Annotated in this window: 19 protein-coding genes; 6 read left to right on the forward strand and 13 right to left on the reverse strand. The window is 61.0% G+C overall.

Going from position 1 to position 22,407, the window contains the following annotated elements:
* The first annotated feature begins 39 nt into the window (after nucleotides 1-39).
* From ACSQ3Z_RS29010 to ACSQ3Z_RS29020, 3 genes are read left to right on the forward strand one after another with little or no spacing between them, the layout of a single operon-like run.
* Complete coding sequence (locus ACSQ3Z_RS29010) at nucleotides 40-4,074, forward strand: beta strand repeat-containing protein (RefSeq protein ID WP_436175180.1); 4,035 nt, start codon at nucleotides 40-42, stop codon at nucleotides 4,072-4,074.
* 53 nt (nucleotides 4,075-4,127) lie between these two features.
* On the forward strand, nucleotides 4,128-5,819 hold the full coding sequence (locus tag ACSQ3Z_RS29015) for a type I secretion system permease/ATPase (protein WP_436174682.1): 1,692 nt from the start codon (nucleotides 4,128-4,130) through the stop codon (nucleotides 5,817-5,819).
* Nucleotides 5,812-7,122: an HlyD family type I secretion periplasmic adaptor subunit gene (locus ACSQ3Z_RS29020; protein WP_436174683.1), complete on the forward strand. Its 1,311-nt coding sequence runs from the start codon at nucleotides 5,812-5,814 to the stop codon at nucleotides 7,120-7,122. Before ACSQ3Z_RS29015 ends, ACSQ3Z_RS29020 begins: the two co-directional genes overlap by 8 nt.
* Before the next feature lie 323 nt (nucleotides 7,123-7,445).
* Here the strand turns inward: ACSQ3Z_RS29020 and ACSQ3Z_RS29025 are convergent, their stop codons facing one another.
* The 7 genes from ACSQ3Z_RS29025 to ACSQ3Z_RS29055 all read right to left on the reverse strand — a co-directional run bounded on the left by ACSQ3Z_RS29025 (nucleotide 7,446) and on the right by ACSQ3Z_RS29055 (nucleotide 13,156).
* A complete protein-coding gene (locus ACSQ3Z_RS29025) occupies nucleotides 7,446-7,895 on the reverse strand; it encodes an HGGxSTG domain-containing protein (protein ID WP_436174684.1) in 450 nt (149 codons plus the stop codon).
* Nucleotides 7,896-8,612: 717 nt separating this feature from the next.
* Nucleotides 8,613-9,029 carry a hypothetical protein gene (locus ACSQ3Z_RS29030; RefSeq protein ID WP_436174685.1) on the reverse strand — a complete coding sequence of 139 codons (417 nt, stop codon included), beginning with the start codon at nucleotides 9,027-9,029 and terminating at the stop codon, nucleotides 8,613-8,615.
* The gene (locus tag ACSQ3Z_RS29035) at nucleotides 9,022-9,546 is read right to left on the reverse strand and encodes a YdaU family protein (protein WP_436174686.1); all 525 of its coding nucleotides are present in this window, start codon (nucleotides 9,544-9,546) and stop codon (nucleotides 9,022-9,024) included. The genes ACSQ3Z_RS29030 and ACSQ3Z_RS29035 overlap by 8 nt, the downstream gene beginning before the upstream one ends.
* A gap of 233 nt (nucleotides 9,547-9,779) precedes the next feature.
* Nucleotides 9,780-10,025, reverse strand: a complete 246-nt coding sequence (locus ACSQ3Z_RS29040) for a hypothetical protein (protein ID WP_436174687.1) — start codon at nucleotides 10,023-10,025, stop codon at nucleotides 9,780-9,782.
* 74 nt (nucleotides 10,026-10,099) lie between these two features.
* A complete protein-coding gene (locus tag ACSQ3Z_RS29045; protein ID WP_436174688.1) occupies nucleotides 10,100-10,750 on the reverse strand; it encodes a hypothetical protein in 651 nt (216 codons plus the stop codon).
* Nucleotides 10,751-10,820: 70 nt separating this feature from the next.
* Nucleotides 10,821-12,134 (reverse strand): tyrosine-type recombinase/integrase, encoded by a 1,314-nt coding sequence (locus ACSQ3Z_RS29050; RefSeq protein ID WP_436174689.1) that lies wholly within the window; start codon nucleotides 12,132-12,134, stop codon nucleotides 10,821-10,823.
* A gap of 236 nt (nucleotides 12,135-12,370) precedes the next feature.
* Nucleotides 12,371-13,156: an SDR family NAD(P)-dependent oxidoreductase gene (locus tag ACSQ3Z_RS29055; protein ID WP_436174690.1), complete on the reverse strand. Its 786-nt coding sequence runs from the start codon at nucleotides 13,154-13,156 to the stop codon at nucleotides 12,371-12,373.
* 97 nt (nucleotides 13,157-13,253) lie between these two features.
* On the opposite strand from ACSQ3Z_RS29055, the gene uxuA reads away from it, so the two are divergent.
* Nucleotides 13,254-14,438 carry a mannonate dehydratase gene (gene uxuA, locus ACSQ3Z_RS29060; protein ID WP_436174691.1) on the forward strand — a complete coding sequence of 395 codons (1,185 nt, stop codon included), beginning with the start codon at nucleotides 13,254-13,256 and terminating at the stop codon, nucleotides 14,436-14,438.
* 21 nt (nucleotides 14,439-14,459) lie between these two features.
* On the opposite strand, the gene ACSQ3Z_RS29065 is transcribed toward uxuA, so the two are convergent.
* From ACSQ3Z_RS29065 to ACSQ3Z_RS29090, 6 genes are all read right to left on the reverse strand, one after another.
* On the reverse strand, nucleotides 14,460-15,215 hold the full coding sequence (locus ACSQ3Z_RS29065; protein ID WP_436174692.1) for an ABC transporter permease: 756 nt from the start codon (nucleotides 15,213-15,215) through the stop codon (nucleotides 14,460-14,462).
* The gene (locus ACSQ3Z_RS29070) at nucleotides 15,212-15,985 is read right to left on the reverse strand and encodes an ABC transporter ATP-binding protein (RefSeq protein ID WP_436174693.1); all 774 of its coding nucleotides are present in this window, start codon (nucleotides 15,983-15,985) and stop codon (nucleotides 15,212-15,214) included. The genes ACSQ3Z_RS29065 and ACSQ3Z_RS29070 overlap by 4 nt, the downstream gene beginning before the upstream one ends.
* The gene (locus ACSQ3Z_RS29075; protein ID WP_436175181.1) at nucleotides 15,985-17,013 is read right to left on the reverse strand and encodes an ABC transporter substrate-binding protein; all 1,029 of its coding nucleotides are present in this window, start codon (nucleotides 17,011-17,013) and stop codon (nucleotides 15,985-15,987) included. The genes ACSQ3Z_RS29070 and ACSQ3Z_RS29075 overlap by 1 nt, the downstream gene beginning before the upstream one ends.
* A gap of 89 nt (nucleotides 17,014-17,102) precedes the next feature.
* Entirely contained in the window at nucleotides 17,103-17,540 is a 438-nt protein-coding gene (locus ACSQ3Z_RS29080) for a VOC family protein (protein ID WP_436174694.1), read from the reverse strand.
* Between the two features lie 2 nt (nucleotides 17,541-17,542).
* Nucleotides 17,543-18,286 (reverse strand): FadR/GntR family transcriptional regulator, encoded by a 744-nt coding sequence (locus tag ACSQ3Z_RS29085; RefSeq protein ID WP_436174695.1) that lies wholly within the window; start codon nucleotides 18,284-18,286, stop codon nucleotides 17,543-17,545.
* Entirely contained in the window at nucleotides 18,283-19,719 is a 1,437-nt protein-coding gene (locus ACSQ3Z_RS29090; RefSeq protein WP_436174696.1) for an FAD-binding oxidoreductase, read from the reverse strand. Before ACSQ3Z_RS29090 ends, ACSQ3Z_RS29085 begins: the two co-directional genes overlap by 4 nt.
* A gap of 278 nt (nucleotides 19,720-19,997) precedes the next feature.
* Between ACSQ3Z_RS29090 and ACSQ3Z_RS29095 the strand changes: the two genes are divergently transcribed.
* Together ACSQ3Z_RS29095 and ACSQ3Z_RS29100 are read left to right on the forward strand one after the other, a co-directional pair.
* Nucleotides 19,998-21,176, forward strand: coding sequence for a M24 family metallopeptidase (locus tag ACSQ3Z_RS29095; protein WP_436174697.1), 1,179 nt, complete (start codon nucleotides 19,998-20,000; stop codon nucleotides 21,174-21,176).
* Complete coding sequence (locus ACSQ3Z_RS29100; protein ID WP_436174698.1) at nucleotides 21,163-22,407, forward strand: M20 metallopeptidase family protein; 1,245 nt, start codon at nucleotides 21,163-21,165, stop codon at nucleotides 22,405-22,407. Before ACSQ3Z_RS29095 ends, ACSQ3Z_RS29100 begins: the two co-directional genes overlap by 14 nt.

Raw genomic sequence — 22,407 nt, forward strand, 5'->3', positions numbered from 1 at the left:
ACGATCACCACAGGCGATGGACTAGCCTCTGATACGGACTTGGTAGCAATCACGGTGGACGCGGTCGCCGACATCGTCGACGACACCGCCTCGGGCAACGAGGACACGGCGATCACCACCACAGTGCTGGCCAACGACACGTTCGAGGGCACGCCGGCGGTCACGGCGGTCACCCAGGGCGCCAACGGCTCGGTCGTCGTCAATGGCGACAACACCGTCACCTACACGCCGAACGCCGACTTCAACGGCACCGACAGCTACACCTACACGGTGACCTCGGGCGGCGTCACCGAGACCGCCACGGTCAACGTCACGGTGGACGCGGTCGCCGACATCGTCGACGACACCGCCTCGGGCAACGAGGACACGGCGATCACCACCACAGTGCTGGCCAACGACACCTTCGAGGGCACGCCGGCGGTCACGGCGGTCACCCAGGGCGCCAACGGCTCGGTCGTCGTCAATGGCGACAACACCGTCACCTACACGCCGAACGCCGACTTCAACGGCACCGACAGCTACACCTACACGGTGACCTCGGGCGGCGTCACCGAGACCGCCACGGTCAACGTCACGGTGGACGCGGTCGCCGACATCGTCGACGACACCGCCTCGGGCAACGAGGACACGGCGATCACCACCACAGTGCTGGCCAACGACACCTTCGAGGGCACGCCGGCGGTCACGGCGGTCACCCAGGGCGCCAACGGCTCGGTCGTCGTCAATGGCGACAACACCGTCACCTACACGCCGAACGCCGACTTCAACGGCACCGACAGCTACACCTACACGGTGACCTCGGGCGGCGTCACCGAGACCGCCACGGTCAACGTCACGGTGGACGCGGTCGCCGACATCGTCGACGACACCGCCTCGGGCAACGAGGACACGGCGATCACCACCACAGTGCTGGCCAACGACACGTTCGAGGGCACGCCGGCGGTCACGGCGGTCACCCAGGGCGCCAACGGCTCGGTCGTCGTCAATGGCGACAACACCGTCACCTACACGCCGAACGCCGACTTCAACGGCACCGACAGCTACACCTACACGGTGACCTCGGGCGGCGTCACCGAGACCGCCACGGTCAACGTCACGGTGGACGCGGTCGCCGACATCGTCGACGACACCGCCTCGGGCAACGAGGACACGGCGATCACCACCACAGTGCTGGCCAACGACACCTTCGAGGGCACGCCGGCGGTCACGGCGGTCACCCAGGGCGCCAACGGCTCGGTCGTCGTCAATGGCGACAACACCGTCACCTACACGCCGAACGCCGACTTCAACGGCACCGACAGCTACACCTACACGGTGACCTCGGGCGGCGTCACCGAGACCGCCACGGTCAACGTCACGGTGGACGCGGTCGCCGACATCGTCGACGACACCGCCTCGGGCAACGAGGACACGGCGATCACCACCACAGTGCTGGCCAACGACACCTTCGAGGGCACGCCGGCGGTCACGGCGGTCACCCAGGGCGCCAACGGCTCGGTCGTCGTCAATGGCGACAACACCGTCACCTACACGCCGAACGCCGACTTCAACGGCACCGACAGCTACACCTACACGGTGACCTCGGGCGGCGTCACCGAGACCGCCACGGTCAACGTCACGGTGGACGCGGTCGCCGACATCGTCGACGACACCGCCTCGGGCAACGAGGACACGGCGATCACCACCACAGTGCTGGCCAACGACACCTTCGAGGGCACGCCGGCGGTCACGGCGGTCACCCAGGGCGCCAACGGCTCGGTCGTCGTCAATGGCGACAACACCGTCACCTACACGCCGAACGCCGACTTCAACGGCACCGACAGCTACACCTACACGGTGACCTCGGGCGGCGTCACCGAGACCGCCACGGTCAACGTCACGGTGGACGCGGTCGCCGACATCGTCGACGACACCGCCTCGGGCAACGAGGACACGGCGATCACCACCACAGTGCTGGCCAACGACACCTTCGAGGGCACGCCGGCGGTCACGGCGGTCACCCAGGGCGCCAACGGCTCGGTCGTCGTCAATGGCGACAACACCGTCACCTACACGCCGAACGCCGACTTCAACGGCACCGACAGCTACACCTACACGGTGACCTCGGGCGGCGTCACCGAGACCGCCACGGTCAACGTCACGGTGGACGCGGTCGCCGACATCGTCGACGACACCGCCTCGGGCAACGAGGACACGGCGATCACCACCACAGTGCTGGCCAACGACACCTTCGAGGGCACGCCGGCGGTCACGGCGGTCACCCAGGGCGCCAACGGCTCGGTCGTCGTCAATGGCGACAACACCGTCACCTACACGCCGAACGCCGACTTCAACGGCACCGACAGCTACACCTACACGGTGACCTCGGGCGGCGTCACCGAGACCGCCACGGTCAACGTCACGGTGGACGCGGTCGCCGACATCGTCGACGACACCGCCTCGGGCAACGAGGACACGGCGATCACCACCACAGTGCTGGCCAACGACACCTTCGAGGGCACGCCGGCGGTCACGGCGGTCACCCAGGGCGCCAACGGCTCGGTCGTCGTCAATGGCGACAACACCGTCACCTACACGCCGAACGCCGACTTCAACGGCACCGACAGCTACACCTACACGGTGACCTCGGGCGGCGTCACCGAGACCGCCACGGTCAACGTCACGGTGGACGCGGTCGCCGACATCGTCGACGACACCGCCTCGGGCAACGAGGACACGGCGATCACCACCACAGTGCTGGCCAACGACACCTTCGAGGGCACGCCGGCGGTCACGGCGGTCACCCAGGGCGCCAACGGCTCGGTCGTCGTCAATGGCGACAACACCGTCACCTACACGCCGAACGCCGACTTCAACGGCACCGACAGCTACACCTACACGGTGACCTCGGGCGGCGTCACCGAGACCGCCACGGTCAACGTCACGGTGGACGCGGTAAATGCAGCGCCAGCGGCCGTGAATGACAAGCTTGTTATATCCAATGACACGACGGCAATATTTTCTGCCGCTGTGCTTCTGGGCAATGATACGGACGGCGACTCGGATAAATTGCAGATAGTATCTGTTTCTGGGGCGAATGTTACGTACAACGCGGTCAGTCAAACCATAACGTACAATACAGACCCTCTATCGAACAACACGGTCAATGCTGGATCGTTTACCTACCAGTTATCAGATGGAAACGGAGGGCTTACCACGGGCACTGTATCGATTGATACTGTCAATGGAGACAATGTAAATCTGCTAACTCAGTACGCAACCCCAGCGTCTTATCAGGCATCCTATATCGATAGCGGAAATGGCACTGACGTCGACGACGGTGGTCCCTCAATTGACATACTCATTGGAGGCGCTGGTACAGATACCCTTCGAGGCGGTGCCGGGAGCGACATACTTCGAGGCGGTGCCGGAAGTGATACAATCGATGGGCAAGGTGCCGGGACCGATATCGACCTCATCGATTTTTCAGACGGAACGGGGGCAGGGCTCAATTTCACCTTGGTTCAGAGCGCGAGCAACACAGTTTTCAACGCTAGCGCCGCGAGCCTTGGAACCGACACATACAGAAATATCGAAGGTGTGATCGGGACGAATTTAGCCGATACACTGAACGGGTCGGCTTTCAACGACGTGCTCATCGGCGGCGGCGGAAACGACACGATCAATGGTAACGCAGGAGCGGACCGCATCCAGGGTGGCCTCGGCAAGGACACCATGACCGGCGGCGCCAATGCGGATACTTTCGTTTTCCTTGCGCCGAATGAAATGCCGATTGGATCCGGCAACCGAGACGTGATCGTCGATTTCAGCCATGCGGAAAGCGACAAGATTGATTTATCGACCATCGACGCAAAGACACAGGGGGGATTTGTTGGCGATCAGGCATTTACTTTCGTCGCCAATGCGACCCCTGCAATCGATCCCGGAGTCCAGGCAAACAGCATCACTTGGTATCAGGATACCGTCAACAATGTCACAATCATACACGGCGATGTAGACGGGAACACAACGGCCGATTTCGAGATCCAGCTTTCGGGCCTCGTTACTCTCACGGCCGACGATTTCAACCTGTGAAACGAGCACCGACGATGACCCGTCTGGGCCCGCTTGGGATGCTACGCCAGCAAGTGCGCAAGCCCATCTACGCACTTGCCCTGTTCAGCTGTGTGGTCAATCTTCTACTGATGACCGGCCCTTTGTTCATGCTGCAGGTCTATGACCGCGTGCTTTCCAGCGGCAGTGTTCAAACGCTGGTAGCACTTGTAATCCTGGTCGTCGTGCTTTTCGCGTTCATGGGGACGCTTGACGCAATGCGATCGCGCGTTCTTGCCCGGCTTGCCGGGCGACTTGACGAAATTCTGCGTGGACCAGTCTTTTCTGCAGTTCAATCGGATGCGTGGCGGGGCGCGGGAAACGCCGGCCCGTCGATCCGCGATCTCGAGACCATTCGCAGTTGGATCTCCGGCCCTGGCCCGGCGATGTTTTTCGATGCGCCGTTTGTGCCGCTTTATATCGGCGTGATTTTTCTGCTGCACATATGGCTCGGATGGTTCGCGGTGGGCGCTGCATCGGTGCTTGCTTGTTTTGCAGTTGCAAATGAATGGCTTACCCGTGGACCGCAACTCGCAGCCTCCACGGCAGCCGAGTCAGCCCAGCGCCTGGCGGAAGAAAGCAGGCGCCAGGCTGCACCTGCCGTAGCACTAGGCATGGAATCCAATCTGCGGTCGCTCTGGGAATTGAAGGTCGAAGAAGCGGTACTTCTGTCGAACGGACTTTCCGACAGGCTCGGAACCCTGTCCGCGATGTCGAAAGCGACACGGCTCCTGTCCCAGTCCGGCATACTGGCCATCGGGGCCTATCTTGCCATCGGCCAGGAGATCAGCGGCGGAGTGATGGTTGCCGCGTCCATACTGCTTGCACGGGCACTTTCACCTGTCGAGCAGGCCATCGTCCATTGGCGGAGCGTGCTGGGGATGGTGCGTTCGTCCCGCAGGGTCTCGCAGGTGCTCAATGCCGCCGAAGTAACGGCATCCGACCCAATGGAGCTCCCGCCACTCAATGGAACGGTGTCGGTTTCGGATATTGTCTGTGTGGCTTCCTCTCGGAAGGAACCGCTGCTCGCCGGCATCTCCTTCAAGGTGAACCCGGGTGACGGCCTTGGCATCATCGGGCCCTCGGGCGCGGGCAAGACGACGCTTGCACACGCTATACTTGGAATTGCGCCTCTCGTCAGAGGCGAAATCCGGATAAGCGGTTCGACGCACGGCCAGTGGAATCGCGACATTCTCGGGCGCCAACTCGGCTATTTGCCGCAGGATGCGGTGTTGTTTCCAGGTTCGGTAGCCAGAAACATTTCGCGATTCGAGCCGAATGCAGATGCGAAGGCCGTTCTTCACGCGGCTAAACTCGCCGGCGTTCACGAACTGATCTTATCGTTATCCAACGGATATGGCACCTTGGTCGGCCAGGGCGGCGTAGCGCTTTCCGCGGGAGAGCGACAAAGAATCGCGCTGGCCCGCGCACTCTATGGTGATCCTGCACTTGTTGTTCTCGACGAGCCTAATTCGAACTTAGACGCCGAAGGCGACCATGCCCTCTCGCAGGCGATTAAAGCGACGCGCGATCGCGGAGCAACCATCATTGTGATTGCCCACCGCCCCAGTGCGATCAATGCGGTCAACATGCTGCTCTATCTGCGCAGCGGCAAACAGATCGCCTTCGGCCCGAAAGACGAGGTCCTTCGACAAGTCACCCAGGTGGTCGCACCAGAGCCGCACCAAGGTAACAATGTTACTGTGATGAGGGCCAGCAATGAGTGACGACCGCGAAAGCAATTTTTCTATTTCGCTCAGACGGACACAACGAGCCGGAATTGCGGTCGTAGCAACTCTCGTTCTCGTTCTGGGCGGTTGGGCCGCAACCGCAAGCATTTCGGGCGCCGTCATCGCTCCAGGTCAAATCGTTGTTCGTTCAAACGCGAAAAAGGTACAGCATCTCGAGGGCGGAATTGTCCTTGAACTGAACGTGGAGAATGGCCAACGGGTGCATGCAGGCGAAGTGATCATGAGGCTTGACCCATCTGAGCCCCGTGCGCGGCTTGCAATCATTATTGCACAGTTGGCCGAATTGGAAGTCGAACTAAAGAGGCTCGAAGCGGAACGCGACGGACATTCCGTGTTGGAGTTTCCTTCAGAACTTCTAAAGTTGATGCCGAAATCTGAACTTGATCGTATATTTGACAGCCAGCAAAAGCTTATTGCGTCGCGCTTGGAAGTTGTTGCAGGGAAAAAGCGTCAACTTGCTGAACAGGTTAATCAAATCAAAAACCAGATCAGTGGCATGGAAGCCCAACTCGAAGGCAGAAAACGGCAGCTGTCGATCGCGGCTGCGGAGCTCGAGACAATGCAAGGTCTGCTAAAGGACGGGCTCGTTCAGAAAAACCGTGTCCTGGAGCTTGAACGCGAACTGGCAGACGTGGAAGGCGACATCGGCAGGCTAGTGGCCGAAATAGCGAAGCTGAGAGGGGCCGTCAGCGAAGTGGACCTTAGAGCAATACAAGTCGACGACGATTGGCGTTCCGAAGTACTCACCGCGATTGCGGAAGTGCGAACAAAAGTTGGATCACTTCGCGAGCAACGCCAAGCCGCACAGGAGCGTATTGACCGGATCGATGTTATCGCGCCGCAGTCGGGATTCGTGCACGAACTAGCTATTCACACGGTCGGCGGAGTGGTCGGGCCAGGCGAGGCGCTCATGCTTATTGTCCCAGAATCGGATCCGTTGGTTCTTCGTTCACGAGTCCGTCCGCGTGATATCAACGCGATCCGGGTCGGCCAACCCGTTCGGGTCCGCCTATTGTCTTTTAATCAGAAGACCACGCCGGAGGTGAACGGACAGGTCGCTATGATCGGTGCCGACCTCTCGACAGATCCGCAGTCCCGTCTTCAATTCTTCGAAGTCGATATTGTGCTCAACTCTGCGGACTTAGCGCGGCTAGATGCCAATGAGCCGATCCGCCCTGGGATGCCTGCTGAGGCTTTCATTCAATCGGGTGAGAAAACTGCCTTAGCTTATCTGCTCAACCCGTTGACTGAACAGGTCAACAGAGCCTTCAGAGAGTAATGTAAGGGCGCCGATAGCGTCAAAAGCTGAAGCCGCAGGCAATGCGGGAGGCAAGGCGCTATGCGCTCGCTGCCCTCGACTTCTCGTCACTTGCGGATGGGATTCCGCTCAATTACGGTCGAGGCCGCCGGAAGCGCCTTCCATTGCAGGTATCTCCAACTTCGGTTTGTGACCTCCCAGAACCAAGCTGGGGCTTCCGGCAACCTAGTCCCAGAGATCGATGGAGAAACGACGAGTCTCTGGCGGAAATAGATAAGCAGTGCCGGACGTGGAGTAGGGCGTCTTCCTGCGGTTTATTCTCGTGCGGCGAAATTGCATGGCCATCAGGCGATAGCTCGCGCGGCCCAGCGTCGCCGTTGCGCCTCGGCAATCCGTTCCCGCCCCTCCGGCGACTTTGGGCCAGTGGACATGCCACCATGGAGGCGGCACCGATGTTTCCCAGGCACCACTCTCATTTGGCAAAGGCTCTTCGCCCTGGTGTTCGCCCCGCATGTGGGACGTTGATTCTTGGGGAGCGGATCGCCGCTACCGAATAGGCCCTTGTCGTTGAGTGCTTGGCATCGTGACCCAAGATAACAGTCTGGGTCTTGGCAGAGGTACTTCTTGCCCTCACTGGGGCAAACAAACTGCTTGTGCTTGCACCATAGTTCCCACTGTGATTGTTCGATCCGACAGTCTGGCGGGCCAGCGGCAACAAGCGCTGCAAAAGCCTCCGCTCTTCGGCGGTCTTCGATGACCTGCTGCGCAAAAATTTCGGCATAGAATTTTTTCAACCGCCTGCCTCGGTTGTAGACCGGTTGCCAAACGCATTCCGTAGCCGCTCGTCCTCCATTCGGTACACCTCGTTCTCAAATCAAATTAGCGCGTCGCTGCGAGTCTCACCGCATCCTATAACCAGGGGTCTCCCTGTCCTAGTGATCGCAAAAAAGATGGCATGCTTCTTCCCAATCCGACCCGTAAAAATACTTAACATTCCTCAACATGCGAACTAATACCCCACGACGAGCGATTGTGATGCTGGCGGGTCCAACGCGACTTCGACCAATTGTGAGGCTCGACCGAGCGAGTGTGGTGGAAATATCGGCATCTCTGGGCACTGCAGATCAATCGGACAAATTGGAATCCGGGTGGTGTGCCCGTTAGGCGTTTCCCGGGCCTCCTGGGCAGCCTCCAGAGCACGGCAAGAGTCAAAGTGAAAATCGCGGCCGCCTTTCTGTTGGAAGCGGGGGTTAAGGCCGGCGACATTTAGAGGCAACGGCACTCTGCCTTCGCTGCCCACAACACCCTCATTGCCTAGCGGTTGGGTCCGGCGAACGCACTCCACATGTCAACGCCGCAAATGCTACTCGGTAGATTCCTACAGCCAGGTCCATCATGGCTGCTCGCGGACTCAAATCGCTAATTTTTTGGCGTCATTCGCTAACAGGATATGTCGAAGAACAATCGGCTCTCCAAACCATAGGAACATGGTTTGGAGAGCAATATCCACGTCAAAAAGGCATTTTGGGCAGGGTATTAAGGGCATCTAAGGCAGTGTAACGATAGTTGCCCTTACCGAGTGGGGGGATAAGGCCGGTTTTCAGTTTGCGATGAAATGCCGTCTCATGTGGAGGCGTCTTCGACCGCACCAGGACCCCGTGGCGCTCCTTCTGCTCCCGCCTATCCCTTTGCACCTCGATCTCGACATAGAGCTCGGTTGCAGTCGGCGCAAACTTCATGCTCGCGTCTTTGACCTTGCCCTTCGCGAACGCGTCGATCGCGGTGAGAATGTCCCGAATGTCAAATTCCTTTATTGCCACAAAGTAGAAATTCAAACGAGCTATCATCTCCATCCGAGCCGACTGAGCGAACCCGTTGAACATTCGTTCCAACGCGGTGAAGACCAACATCATATCGCTGCTATTCAACGCGGAACTCCTTGCACATTTCAGCTGCAAGCTCAGCGTAGCTCCGGGTCGGCTCAGGTGACCCTGTTTGATGAGAAGATTTCCGAAAGGGATAGACTCGTCCTTTGGATGTGGGATCTGGATTATGGAGGCTTCCGTCTGGGTTATCCGAGACAGAACCGTTTGCTTCAGCTAAGCGATTGTTAATATTGGAGGGACGGCCTCCCTTTTTGCCATTGGCAGTATTGATCTTGCGCTTGGTGCTCACATACTCCCATTCGATTTTGAGCCGCTTTTGCGTCAGATACGTCTCTTCGACCAACAGGAAAGGGAGCAAGCGCAATTTCATTTTGCGCCACTTTGCGAGCGTGAGCTTTACGATGCGGGCAAGATCTGGGTCGTAGTTGGAGACCTTGCCTTCACGTCGCCACATCGCCATAAGGAGCAAGACGTATGCGCCTTGCTCCTCGGTCGTCAGATGCATTGTGTCCGCCAGGTGAGCGTCGACAAAAAACGGCATGTAGGGGGCGGCGCTCATTGCTGCGCGCCTTTCACGATCCATTTTGAGATGCAACAGGTGTCGCAGACCGGTAGCTGGCCTTCGAGCGGTTTGGCCAGGACCGAAGCAGATACAGGTCGGTGCGCATTGCGGCTGATGCCACGTCGCGTTATAGTTGTCATGCAATAGACTTTCTCAAGGCTCGCCCCTGCCAGGGGGTGAGCTTTTCTATTTCAGGGCTTGAGTTTGAGTGCGCGCGTCCGCCACCGAATCTACCCGGTTGCGGGGGAAACGACCATATCGGACGTCGAGCGGCGAGGGGCGCTGATGCGCGCTGCTGCCCAGACGTTCAGATCAGCGGGAGAATAGATCGGGAAACGGCCCGCCATTCGAAACGTTGGCCCGCCGCCAACACACGCGAGTTTTGCAAGCCAGTTGGTCGAGCACGGAATGCCCCACATATCGCGGACATGTTGGGCGGCATCATCGCGACGAAGGTAACGTTTAGCATCGGTCATCAATTCGACTCCTCACCGGAATGATTCCGGCTAAGTCGAGAAATGACGGAACGAAAAAACGAAAAAAGCCTCGGCTAATTTTCAATCAAACTTTTCGGATAGAATTGCGCGAGCTTGGGATTTTCTGCGGCCCATTTGTTGAATTGCGGCCGAGGCAGTCCGAGAAACAACTTTTGAACCGGCGGAGGTTGAGGAAAGTGGTCCCTGCGAGCTGCGGAGCTTTTCCCGATGGGCGCGTTGGGTAGCGTATTTAGGAGGAACCGTTTCACCTCGTGAAACCTGAGCGCCGCAAATCGAGCGTCTATGGGCTTAGGTTTCCTCGATTTCCAAGCGTCACTTTTGGCAAGGTTGGCGCAAACATTCGGAATAGACATCTCACTAGCCACGTAAGAAGCGAGGATCTCGCTGTACAGATCCATATAGTCCTTGCGAGGCCTACCCGGCCCGGGGGACTCCTCGACGAGGAGGCGAAAACCCTCGACGTGAGTGTTGGCAAGCGCGCGCGCAAGAACCTCCCATCTTATTTTTCCGTCGCTGAATGCACCGTGATGCTGTGCCAATAATCCGAGCTTCCGATCTAGGGTCTCCTTGTCCCTGATTCTCGCTTGTTTGAAACGCTCGGTACCAAGCTTGGTAATTCCGCTGGTGTTTGGCGCTGACATAATCATCGGTTTTCCGAGCTCTCCCGGATATGTGTAAACGGCGGCCAGCTCTCGCTTTTCCATTTTGCTCCTAAAATTGCTAAACTAGATGTCGGACCTCTAGTCATGACACTCGCTACTCCTTGGGCCGGCACTATTCACGAGATGTGACGTTTAGGCTTTGTCGTATCGCCTCCGATACGTCGTTGGCTGCAGCTATCAACACTGCGTCGATGCGACGAATGTAATGCCGCTCAGTCACGCCCTGGCGCGCGTGCCCGAGCATGTCGCTGATGGTCCCCCCGGAGAAACCCATATCGCCGGCAATGCTCGCAAAAGTGCTGCGCAAGACTTTCGGTGTCGCCACTATTTTCGCTCGCATCAACAGTTGGTTTAGCGGCTTCTTGAAGCTGGAATTCCCATCTCCCCGCGTAGCAGGGAAAAGCCACTCCTCGGAAAGCTTTGGAAGGTTTTCGATCAGTTGGGCTGCAGCTTTTCCGATGGGACGCGTACTCCTTCCAGTCTTGCTGTCGCCAAGCGCAATGGTTTGAGCCGCAAGATCAATCTCGGCCCAACGCAACGATGCAGCCTCACCAGGACGCAATCCTGTCATCGCCAGAATCTTGCAGACGAGCACCGCGGAAGGCGAAATGAGGCCCTTGGGCGCCACCGGCCCGCGCATACCGATGCTATGGGCCGACTTTCGGGCAGCTTCGAATTCAATCCATTCACGTTCGGCTTCGCCCAGCACAACGCCCAGAGCTCGAAGCTCCTCGATAGACAGGCGGCGGTTTGTTGGGTCACCTTTGATGCGGTCAGTTCCAGCTGAGGGACTTGGTCCTGAGACGTGCCCCCGCTTTTCTGCCCATCGCCAAATTCCACCAAATAATTCTGCAGTGCGCGTTGCGATGCCCGTTCCCCCTGTGACCCGTGCGCGCCCTCTGGGCTTGGTGGCCTCAGTCACGGCTGTCTTACCAGATGCAATGCTGTCGATCATTTTCTGCACATCTGCGCGGCTTAATCGGTCTGTGCGGACGTCTCCGATCAATGGTTTTATGTGACGCTTTATCATTCCGCGGTCGATCGCGAGGGTGCTCGCCTTTTTTGGCTTCTTAAAGCGGGTTGATACCAGCCCGGCCTCTGCAGCCCCCATGTAAAGATCACAAATTTTCGCGACAGTTGGGATGTCGGATAGGGTTCGCTTCTCAGCCGTTGGATCGCGACCCTCTGCCACTTCGGTCAAACGATCGTTCGCAATCTTCCTAGCCATGTCCAGCGTGAGCGGTCCGTAACGACCTAGGGTCAACCGGCGGGTCTTATTCGCAATGCGCACGTCGACGAAAAAGACCTTTCGGCCGGTTGGAAGAACCTTGACACCAAAGCCGGGAAGCCGACCGCGATCCCAGAATATGTATGCCCTGACACCTGGTTTGAGAGCATCGAGCTTTGACTTGCTGAGTTCGGCCACACGTCTTCCCCCTCGCGCTACAGCAGGCAAATAGCAGGCGCGTGTCGGTAAGTCGAGGATTAGAGCGGAAAACCGCGGAAATAATTCATAGAGAAAATGAATGTGATATCAGGTATTTAGGTCGACGCGGAAAGCTCTGTCTAATGGAGGTAACGCCAGAGCGCTTCGTTTACACCGAAGATGTCGGCGGTTCGAGCCCGTCATCGCCCACCATTTTACAGATCGATCTTATCCTTTCACTTGACCCCGAGGTTGGCGGTCAGGCCGCCGTCGATCTTGTAGTCGGCGCCTGTGCAGAAGCCCGCCTTGGATGAGCACAGAAACGCGATGAGTTCCGCCACCTCTTCCGGTTCGCCGATGCGGCCAAGCGGGTGCGCCTCGCCGAAGCGCTTGTAGGCGGCTTCGACATCGGCTTCGGTGCCGTCGTCGCCGCGCGCCGCCTTTTCCAGGATCGGCGTGCGGATCGATCCCGGGCTCACCGAATTGACGCGAATTCCCTGGCGGGCGTAGTCGAGCGCCAGCGAGCGCGTCAGCGTATGGATCGCTCCCTTCGTCGTCGCATAGGCGGCGACGTTCTGCTGGCAGGCGTGGCCCTGCACCGAAGCGACGTTGACGATGGCGCCGCCGCCCCGCTTGATCATTTCGGGAATGCCGAAATGAGCGGTCAGATAGATCGAGCCGACATTGACGGACATCGCCCGGTTCCAGGTTTCGAAATCCGTGCTCGTTGCCGTGCCATAAGGGTGCACGGCGGCCGAGTTGACGATGATGTCCAGCCCGCCGAAGCGCGCGACGCCGGCGGCGACCGCCCGGGCAACCTGATCCGGCACGGAAACGTCCGTCGTCACCACCAGCGCCTTGGCGCCCGAGCGATCGAGTTCGGCCTGCATCGCCGCGTTCGCGCTCGTGTCGATGCCGCAGGCGATGATCGCGGCACCACCCGCCGCCAGGCGTCTGGCGCTTGCCAGGCCGATCCCGGTTGTTCCCGTCACCAGGGCAACCTTGCCGCCGAAATCGTCCATTGCTCAAACTCCGTCATGCGTCGTTGGGATTGCCGAAGTCTCGACTCCGACTATGGTCCAACAATACGGTTTTGGCTCCGCTTCGGAAGGCATCTTTATGGAACAATGTTGGCGCTGGTACGGGCCGGACGATCCGGTCACGCTCGATCATGTCAGGCAGGCAGCGGCGACGGGCATCGTGTCGGCCCTGCACAACATCTATGACGGCCGTGCCTGGCCCCTGGCCGACATCCTTGAACGCAAGCGCATCATCGAGGCCGCCGGGCTGACCTGGTCGGTGGTGGAGAGCATCCCGGTCCACAATTCGATCAAGATCGGTTCGGCGGAGAGGCAGCGCTACGCCGGCTTCTACAAGGACACCATTCGCGCCCTCGCTGAGGCCGGCATTGCGACCATCTGCTACAATTTCATGCCCGTGGTCGACTGGACCCGCACCGATCTCATGTATCGGATGCCGACCACCGGCTACGCCTTGCGCTTCGACGCGATCGACTTCGCCGCCTATGACCTGTTCGTGCTGAAGCGCCGGAATGCCGAGGCCAGCTACAGCCCGGCGCGCATCACTGAGGCTCAAGCGCGGTTGAAGGCCTTGAGCGACGAGCAAATCGACACGATCGAGCGCAACCTTATTGCCGGACTGCCGGCCACCGAACGCAAGTACAACCGCGACACGATGCGCGAGGCGCTTGCCGACTACGACGCGATCGGCCCGGCCGAACTGCGCGCCAACCTTGCCTGGTTCCTGAAGGAGATCATTCCCGTTGCCGAGGAGGTGGGCGCGCGCATGTGCATCCACCCCGACGATCCGCCTTTCTCGCTGTTCGGACTGCCGCGCGTCGTCTCCACCGCCGAAGACGCACGCTTCATCCTGAAGACGGTCGACAGCCCGGCGAACGGCCTGACATTCTGCACCGGCTCCTACGGCGTGCGCGCCGACAACGACCTTGTCGCGATGATCGAGGAATTCGCCCCAAAAATCCATTTCGCGCATCTGCGCAACGTGACGCGCGAAGATGACGGCTCGTTCTTCGAGGCCGAACATCTGGAAGGCTCCACCGATATGGCCGCGGTGATCCTGGCGCTGATGAAGGAAGAGGTGTGCCGGCGCAAGGAAGGCAGGAGCGACTGGCGCATTCCCATGCGTCCGGACCATGGCCATCTGCTTGCCGACGACATCGGCAAGACCAGGATAAACCCCGGCTATTCCCTGATCGGCCGCCTCAAGGGCCTCGCTGAACTGCGCGGCATCATGCGGGCCGTGGAGCGCTTCGGGCTGGCTTGAAGAAGAAAATCGGCAGAACTTTCAATATTTTATAACGCGACGCTCAACGAGAACGACGATTGCGAACAGCGCGATCGACAGCGATGACGACAGCACGATCGCCGCATAGAGCCGGTCCGACTGGTAGTTGAAGCTTGCCTGGATGATGAGCGCGCCAAGCCCTTTGTCCGAGCCGATCCATTCGCCGACGATGGCGCCGATGACGGCGGTGGCCGACGCGATCCGCAGCGAGGAGAACAGCATCGGCAGCGCCCGCGGCAGTCGCAGGCTCCAGAAGACCTCCGAGCGTGTCGCCGACAGCACCCGGAACAGCTCATGCTCGTTGCTGCTCGCCGAATCCAGTCCGCGGATCATGTTGACCAGCGTCGGGAAGAAGCAAATCACTGCTGCAATGACGATCTTCGGTGTCATGCCCAACCCGAAGATCAGGATGATGATCGGCGACAGCGCCAGGATCGGGATCGTGTTGAAGAACAGCACGATCGGAAAATAGGCGGCGTGCAGCACGCGGCTGTGCACGAAGACCACCGCCAGCAGCACACCGGCGAGGTTGCCGATGACGAAGCCGGCCAGCGCTTCGACCAGCGTCGGCCAGAGGTTGCTGAGCAGCAGCGCAAGGCTCTTCTGGAACACGCCGAATATGGCTGTCGGCGTCGGCACGATGTAGCGCGGCACGCCGAGCCATGGCAGCAGAAACTGCCAGGTGAACAGGATAGAGACCGCACCCAGGACGGGCAGGGCGATCGCCAGCCCCGGCGGCAGGGGCGCCTGTCTCATGAGGCCCGCTCCAGCGCGCCGCGCAGTTCGGCCATGGCGGCGACGATCGCGGCATCCTCGCGTGAACAGCGGTTGCCGTCCTGCTTGAACGGCCGCATGTCCAGGTCCTTGACCAGGCGTCCGGGATTGGCGGCGAGCACGATGACGCGTTCGCCAAGATAGGCGGCTTCGGCGATCGAGTGGGTGACGAAGAGGATCGTCGTGCCGGTGCGCCGCCACAGCGCCAGCAATTCGTCGTTGAGGCGGTCGCGCGTGATCTCGTCCAGCGCGCCGAACGGCTCGTCCATCAAAAGCAACTTCGGTTGTCCCAGCAGCGCCCGGGCGATCGCCACGCGTTGCCGCTGGCCGCCCGAAAGCTGATGCGGCAGTCGCTCGCTGAGGCCGCCAAGCCCCATCAACTCGAGCAATTCGTCGCTGCGATCCTCGATCTCGCGGGTCAGACTGCCTTGCCCGACACCAAGCGGCAGGCGGACATTGTCGCGCACGCTGCGCCAGGGCAGCAGGGTCGAATCCTGGAAGACGAAGCCGACATCGCGGCGCGAGCGCACTGCATGCGGCGTGTCGCCGAGCACGTTGATCGTGCCGCCGAGTGGGTCGAGCAGGTCGGCGACCACCCTGAGCAACGTCGACTTGCCGCAGCCCGACGGTCCGAGGATCGACAGGAAGGAGCCGGCCGCAACCGTGAGGTCGAGGCCGGAGAGCACTTTCACCGCCGTCTGCCGGCCGCCATAGCCGACATCCAGTCTGCTTGCCTCGATCGCGTTCGCCATCAGGCGGCGGGCGCGTCGAGTTTGGGCCGGTCGGCGGCCGAGAGTTCGAGGATCTTGGTGGTGTAGACATCCGCCGCCGCCGGCCGGCCGTTGGGGTATTGGCCGACCTTGTCGAGCAGCGCCAATTGCTCCTCGATCGAGGCGGGGTCGAACGTCCCCCAGCCATCCTTTGCAGTCGCGCCGTCGAAGGAGAGTTTCAGCACCAGATTGACGGTCTTCTCTTCCCAGCCGAGATCCATTTCCGGATAGGCGGCGACCATCTTCTTCACCGCTTCCTGCGGGTTGGCATGCACCCAGCCCCAGCCCTTGGCGACGGCGCCGATGAACTTGGCCAGCGTGTCGGGATCCTTTTCGATCGCTACATCGGTGGCGAAATAGACATCGGCATAGGAACTCAGCCCGAGGTCGCGCACCAGAAGGTCGATGCGGTCGTCGCCGACGACGCTCAGCGCCTGCGTATTGGTGATCCAGCCGCCGATGGCGTCGACGTCGCCACGCACCAGCGGCGCCTTGTCGAAGCCGACATTGACGATGGTGACCTCGGACGGATCGATGCCGTTCTTGGCCAGGATCTCGTCGATGACAAAGCGTGCCGTCGGCTGGATGCCGATCTTCTTGCCCTTGAGGTCGGCGACGCCGCGGATCGGCTTGGCCGGCTTCGAGGTGAAGGCATAGGGACCAGTGCGGAAACCGCAGGCGATGATCTTCACCGGCACGCCGCTGGCGCGCGCCGCGTAGAGCTGCGGCGTCTCGGAGAACTGGCCAAGTTGGGCAGCACCCGAGACGACCGGCGGCACGGTCGCGGCATTCGGCCCGCCGGGGCTGAATTCCACTTCGAGCCCGGCGTCCTTGAAATAGCCGTTGGCGACGGCGGCGATGTCGCCGATCTGTCCGTTCGACATCAGCCAGTCGTACTGGATGACGACCTTTCCGGCCGCCCTGGCGCCTGGCGTCAACACCAGCTGCATGCCGGCCGAGGCTGCGGCGAGGCCGGCAAAACCGGCTTTCACGAAGCTGCGGCGGTTCATGTCGTATTCTCTGTTCCCACTCATTTGTCGCTCCTGTTGCAAGACTTCTTGTTTCTTCTTCAGGCGCCGCTCCCACGGCGCGGCGTCGTCTACGGCTGTTCGTCGTGGTAGTCGCCGGGGCCGCCGTCGAGCCAGGCGTATAATTCCCAAAGCGTGTCGTCGGGATCGGTGAAGTAGGCGCAGCGCGCATTCCAGACATAGTCTTCGGGCGGGCCGTAGAAGGGCACGCCTTTGGCGCTCAGCTCGCCATGCAGCCGGTCGATCTCCGCGGGCGTGTCGACCCGTACCGCCACGCAGACCTTGTGCGCCTGGCGCGGCGATCTCAGCTTCGACACGCCGGTGTGGCGGTTGATGTGGTCGATCTCCCACGCCGCAAGTGTGACGCCCTCGCCATGGAAATCGGCAAAACCTTCGGCGCGCCGGCGCAGCCGAAAGCCGAGTTTCTCGACATAGAAGTCGACCGTCCGCCCGATATCCTCGACGAGCAGGCAGATATCCGAAATCGCGTATGCGCCTCCGATCGGCATGGTCATTTCCCCTTGCCTAAGTGCTTGGCGCGCGCGGCGGGCAGCTTGACGCCGACACGCTCGGCGGCGCCGATGATGTGGGCGCGCATCGCGGCTTCCGCCGCCGCCGGATCGCCCGCCACCAGCGCCTCGTAGATGCGCACATGCTCGCCGACATTAACGTCGACCAGGTCGTGCAGCGGGTTGGTCAGGCGGGCGTAATGGATCGAGCGGCGGATCTGTTCGCAGACGAAGGAGATGAACGTGTGGATGTAGCTGTTGCCGGTGGCGCGTGCGATCTCGCGATGGAACAGAAGATCGGCGTCGATGCTGCCTTCTTCCCAGCGTTCCTCGCCGCTCATGCGATCAAGCGCTGCCTTGATGGCGTCGAGGTGCTCTTGTCCACGCCGCTCGGCGGCAAGCGCTGCCGACTCTGCCTCGAGGATGCAGCGCAGCTCGAACAGCCGCTCCATATTCTCGGTGTCTTTCAACGCTTCGCCGTCGATGCGGATCGAGGCGCGCTGCTCCGGCGCCAGCACGAAGGCGCCGACGCCTTGCCGCGCCTCGATCATGCCGTCGGCGCGGAGCTGCGCGATTGCTTCGCGCACCACGTTGCGGCTGACACCGAATTTTTCCGAAAGCTGCAGTTCCGTCGGCAGCCTTGTGCCCGGATTGAGCTCGCCGGAGTCGATCTCGCGGCTGAGGAAGGCGGCGACACGGTGCGGCAGCGCTTCTATGGTGCCGATGGCGGCCAGTCTTTGCTTCATGAAGAGGTCTCCGTCAAAGGCAGAAGGCAGCCGGGGTTCATCAGCCCTTGCGGGTCGAGCGCATCCTTCAGCGCGCTGACGAGCCGGCGATGGGTCGGCGCCAGGCCGGCCCAGAAGGCGCGGTGGCGGGTGCGGCCGATGCCGTGCTCGGCGCTGATCGAGCCGCCGAGCGCGCCGGCGATCCGGTATAGCCCGGCGGTAATGTCGGCGCCCCTGGCACGCGCCTCGCTTTCGGCAAGGCCTGCTGGCGGCAGGACGTTGAAATGGATGTTGCCGTCGCCGGCATGGCCGTAGGCCTGCGGCAGCCAGCCGGGATGGTTCAGCGCAACGAAGCGGCGGGCTTGATCGACGAGGGCAGGGACGTCCGATATCCTGACTGCAAGGTCGGTGCGTACATGATAGCCGCGTTTTGCCTGGCCCTCGACCAGCCCTTCGCGGATCGCCCAGAAGGACCGGGCTTGCGCGCCGCTCTCGGCAAGCACGGCTGCCGTGACCAGACCGCTCTCCATGGCGCCGGACAGGAAGTCGACCAGCAGGGCGCGCAGATCGACCGCGGCACTTGCGGACAGTTCGATCAGCACATGGACTGGAGCTTCGACCGGTGAGGCGATATCGGCGTCGATCAGGCGCGCCAGCGCGATGCACTCCGAACCGATGATCTCGAAGGCCGACATCAGGTCGGCCGAGGCCCGGCGCGCCTGCCGGAACAGCGCGACGGCTGCTTCGAACGAGGCAAGACCGAGATAGGCCGTTTCGACCCGAATGGGTTTTGGAAACAGTTTCAGCTCGACGCCGGTGATGATGCCGAGCGTCCCCTCGCTGCCGATGAAAAGCTGCTTCAAGTCATAGCCGCGATTGTCCTTGCGCAGACCGGAAAAGCCGCTCCACAGCTCGCCGTCCGGCAGCACGACTTCGAGGCCGAGGATGAGATCGCGCGCCATGCCGTAGCGCAGAACATTGATGCCGCCGGCATTGCTGGCCGCATTGCCGCCGATCTGGCAGCTGCCCTGGGCGCCGAGCGCCAGCGGAAACAGGCAGTCCTGCGCCTCGCTCGCGTTCTTGATGTCCTGCAGGATGCAGCCAGCATCGGCCTGCAGGACGAAATTTTCGGCGTCGACGAGGCGGATGGCGTTCAGCCGTTCCAGACTGACGACAACGGCGCCACGCGTCTCGATGTCGATCGCTCCCGCCACCAGCCCGGTATTGCCGCCTTGCGGGATGATGCCCAGCCCAAGCGCGCCGCACAGCCGCACCACCGCCTGAACCTCGGCAACCGAAGCCGGCTTCAGCACGGCAAGGGCGCCGCCATGGTGATCGCCCGACCAGTCGCCAAGGTATTTCGCCATGTCGCCGGCATCGACGGCGACATGGCTTTGCCCGACAGCGCCTTCCATGGCGCTGAGGATTTTTGGCGAAAGGCGGTGAACGGTCATGAACAACAATGTCTGGAGATAGGGTGATACATATCATCCTACAACTAAGGTCGAGTCAACGGCTCTTCCCCGAGCGGTGGGGCAAATCACCGACGTCGCTTGGGATGAAGGTATCGGGAGCCGACCATGCCGCCGGCAAAGGGAAAGTCGTGTTTGGACGTATCGGGTTTAGGACCTGCTTATGCGCCGCCTTGGCCGATTGCCGCCAGGTCGAAAGCATTTCAATGGTGAGCGGCGGCTCGCCCGCGACCGTTGATCCAGCAAGGCATGGGGACAAGATGATCGAATTGCCGTTTACGCGCGACGAATACCAGCAGCGGCTTCGAAAGATCCGCACCGAGATGGCAAGGCGCGGCATCGAACTTCTGGTCGTGAACGATGTCGCCAACCAGCACTACATTACCGGCTATGATGGCTGGTCATTCTACACGCCCCAAATGGTGCTCGTTCCGATCGAAGAGGTCGAGCCGGTCTGGATTGGCCGCGCCATGGATGCAGCCGGCGGTCTCCTCACCGCCTGGATGAAGGCCGAGAACGTGGTCGGCTTCCCGGAAGATTATGTTCAACGCGCCGATCGCCATCCCATGGACTGGATAGCAGGCTGGATCGTCGCGAAGGGCTGGGGCAATCGTCACATCGGCATCGAGCTCGAAGCCTACTATTTCTCGCCGAAAGGGCATGCCCGGCTTGTCGCCGGATTGCCCAATGCCAAACTGCATGACGCCGATCTTCTGGTGAACTGGATTCGCGCGGTCAAATCGGCGCCCGAGATCGATTATTTGCGAAAGGCATCGTCACTGGCTGAAGCGGCGGTCGCGCGAGCCTTCGAAATTATTGCACCAGGCGTTCGCGAATGCGATGCGATCGCCGCCATCCAGGCGGCGCAGATCGCCGGCAGCCCGGACTTCGCGGGCGATATCACCGCCCTGCCTCCGACGATTCTCGGTGGCGAGAATGCCTCCGCCCCGCACATCATGTGGAGCGACAGGCGGTTCGGGGAGAACGAGACGATTGCCCTGGAACTCGCCGGGGTTTGCCGTCGTTACGCCGCCGGGCTCGCAAGAACGCTGCAGCTTGGCAAGACGCCGACAAACGTTTCGGACACGGCAAAGGCGGTGATCGAGGGCATGGACGCGGTGCTCGATGCGGCCAGGCCAGGAACGACCGCCGAGGCGGTCGAAGCTGCGTGGCGCAAGGTCATTCAACGCTACGGGCTGAAGAAGGAGTCGCGTATCGGCTATTCCATCGGCGTCGCCTACCCGCCGGATTGGGGCGAACACACGATCAGCCTCAGGCCGGGCGACAAGACGGTGCTTGCGCCTGGCAACGTCGTGCATTCCATTCTTGGCATGTGGATGGATGGTTGGGGCATCGAGATCAGCGAGACCATCCTGGTGACCGAAACCGGCAATGAGACCCTGACCAAGTTCCCGCGAGACATCCATGTCAAAGCCTGATGAACCAAGGGCGGTCGGCGGAGCCGCGGCTCCCGTCCCGATCAATATCGATGCCGGGATTCTCGATCGGATGATCGAGATTCGCCGGCATCTGCATCGCAATCCGGAGCTTTCGAACCACGAGGCGAACACGCAGCGTTACCTGCGGCAGATGCTGGCTGCTCAGGGGATTGCCGACATTCGCGACGTCGCGGGCTTCGGTCTGGCCGTCGATATTGTCGGCACCGGCAAGCCTTCAAATCGCAAACTGGTCATTCGGGCAGACATCGATGCCTTGCCGATCGAGGAGGAGTCCGGTGTCGACTATGCGTCGATAAATCCAGGCGTGATGCACGCATGCGGTCACGACGCGCACGCATCGATGGGCTTTGCGGTTGCCGCGCATCTTCATCGGTCGCGGGATGACTTTGGCGGAACCGTGCGCCTCATCTTCCAGCCCGCGGAGGAAGACGAACCGTCGGGCGGGAGACGGGTGGTGGAAGAGGGGCTACTCGACGATGTCGACGCCGCCATCTGCGTTCACGTCGATCCGTACACGCAGTCCGGCAGGATCGCCGTCCGCTCCGGTCCGTACACCCTGGCTTGCGATACGTTCGATGCGATCGTCACGGGCTCGGCCGCGCATGCGGCAAAGCCGTATGAAGGGATCGATGCGATAGCCGTGGCATGTTCGATGGTCACGGAACTGCAGAAGATCGTCTCGCGCGAGACCGACCCCTACGACCCGTTGGTCATATCCGTTACCACCATCAACGGCGGTAGCGCCTACAATGTGATCGCCGGCAAGGTCACATTGAAAGGGACCATTCGCAGCGGCAGCGACGCAACCCGCGAGTGGGCCTGGCGCCGCGTTCGTGCGATACTCGAGGGGATAGCAGCGAGCCATGGAGCGAGTGTTGAGGTCGACATCCATAAGGGTGAGCCGGGGGTCGTCAACGATGTCGAGATGACTGAGCTGGTTGTCGCCAGCGCCAAGGCCTGCGTCGGGGCCGACAATGTTCTCAACACGCCCGGATGGACCATCGCCGACGACTTTGGCTACTACAGCGAGAAACGCCCGTCGGTCTATTTCCGGCTCGGAATCCGCAATGAAGAGATCGGATCGGTCTTTCCACTCCACCATGCCAGGTTCCGCATCGACGAGGCCGCCCTGAAAGTCGGGGCGGCCACTCTGGCCTCGGCAGCGACGATGTTTCTGTCGACGCGGCGGGAAAATCCCGACGCACAGTGA

This window comes from Mesorhizobium sp. LjNodule214 (assembly GCF_964252735.1).
Lineage (GTDB): Bacteria > Pseudomonadota > Alphaproteobacteria > Rhizobiales > Rhizobiaceae > Mesorhizobium.

Excerpts from the sequence above, each read along its gene's own strand:
- ACSQ3Z_RS29020 (WP_436174683.1), top strand. The coding sequence starts at position 5,812 with ATGAGTGACGACCGCGAAAGCAATTTTTCTATTTCGCTCAGACGGACA.
- ACSQ3Z_RS29035 (WP_436174686.1), bottom strand. The coding sequence starts at position 9,546 with ATGAGCGCCGCCCCCTACATGCCGTTTTTTGTCGACGCTCACCTGGCG.
- ACSQ3Z_RS29040 (WP_436174687.1), bottom strand. The coding sequence starts at position 10,025 with ATGACCGATGCTAAACGTTACCTTCGTCGCGATGATGCCGCCCAACAT.
- ACSQ3Z_RS29045 (WP_436174688.1), bottom strand. The coding sequence starts at position 10,750 with ATGGAAAAGCGAGAGCTGGCCGCCGTTTACACATATCCGGGAGAGCTC.
- ACSQ3Z_RS29055 (WP_436174690.1), bottom strand. The coding sequence starts at position 13,156 with ATGGACGATTTCGGCGGCAAGGTTGCCCTGGTGACGGGAACAACCGGG.
- uxuA (WP_436174691.1), top strand. The coding sequence starts at position 13,254 with ATGGAACAATGTTGGCGCTGGTACGGGCCGGACGATCCGGTCACGCTC.
- ACSQ3Z_RS29065 (WP_436174692.1), bottom strand. The coding sequence starts at position 15,215 with ATGAGACAGGCGCCCCTGCCGCCGGGGCTGGCGATCGCCCTGCCCGTC.
- ACSQ3Z_RS29070 (WP_436174693.1), bottom strand. The coding sequence starts at position 15,985 with ATGGCGAACGCGATCGAGGCAAGCAGACTGGATGTCGGCTATGGCGGC.
- ACSQ3Z_RS29075 (WP_436175181.1), bottom strand. The coding sequence starts at position 17,013 with ATGAACCGCCGCAGCTTCGTGAAAGCCGGTTTTGCCGGCCTCGCCGCA.
- ACSQ3Z_RS29080 (WP_436174694.1), bottom strand. The coding sequence starts at position 17,540 with ATGCCGATCGGAGGCGCATACGCGATTTCGGATATCTGCCTGCTCGTC.
- ACSQ3Z_RS29085 (WP_436174695.1), bottom strand. The coding sequence starts at position 18,286 with ATGAAGCAAAGACTGGCCGCCATCGGCACCATAGAAGCGCTGCCGCAC.
- ACSQ3Z_RS29090 (WP_436174696.1), bottom strand. The coding sequence starts at position 19,719 with ATGACCGTTCACCGCCTTTCGCCAAAAATCCTCAGCGCCATGGAAGGC.
- ACSQ3Z_RS29095 (WP_436174697.1), top strand. The coding sequence starts at position 19,998 with ATGATCGAATTGCCGTTTACGCGCGACGAATACCAGCAGCGGCTTCGA.
- ACSQ3Z_RS29100 (WP_436174698.1), top strand. The coding sequence starts at position 21,163 with ATGTCAAAGCCTGATGAACCAAGGGCGGTCGGCGGAGCCGCGGCTCCC.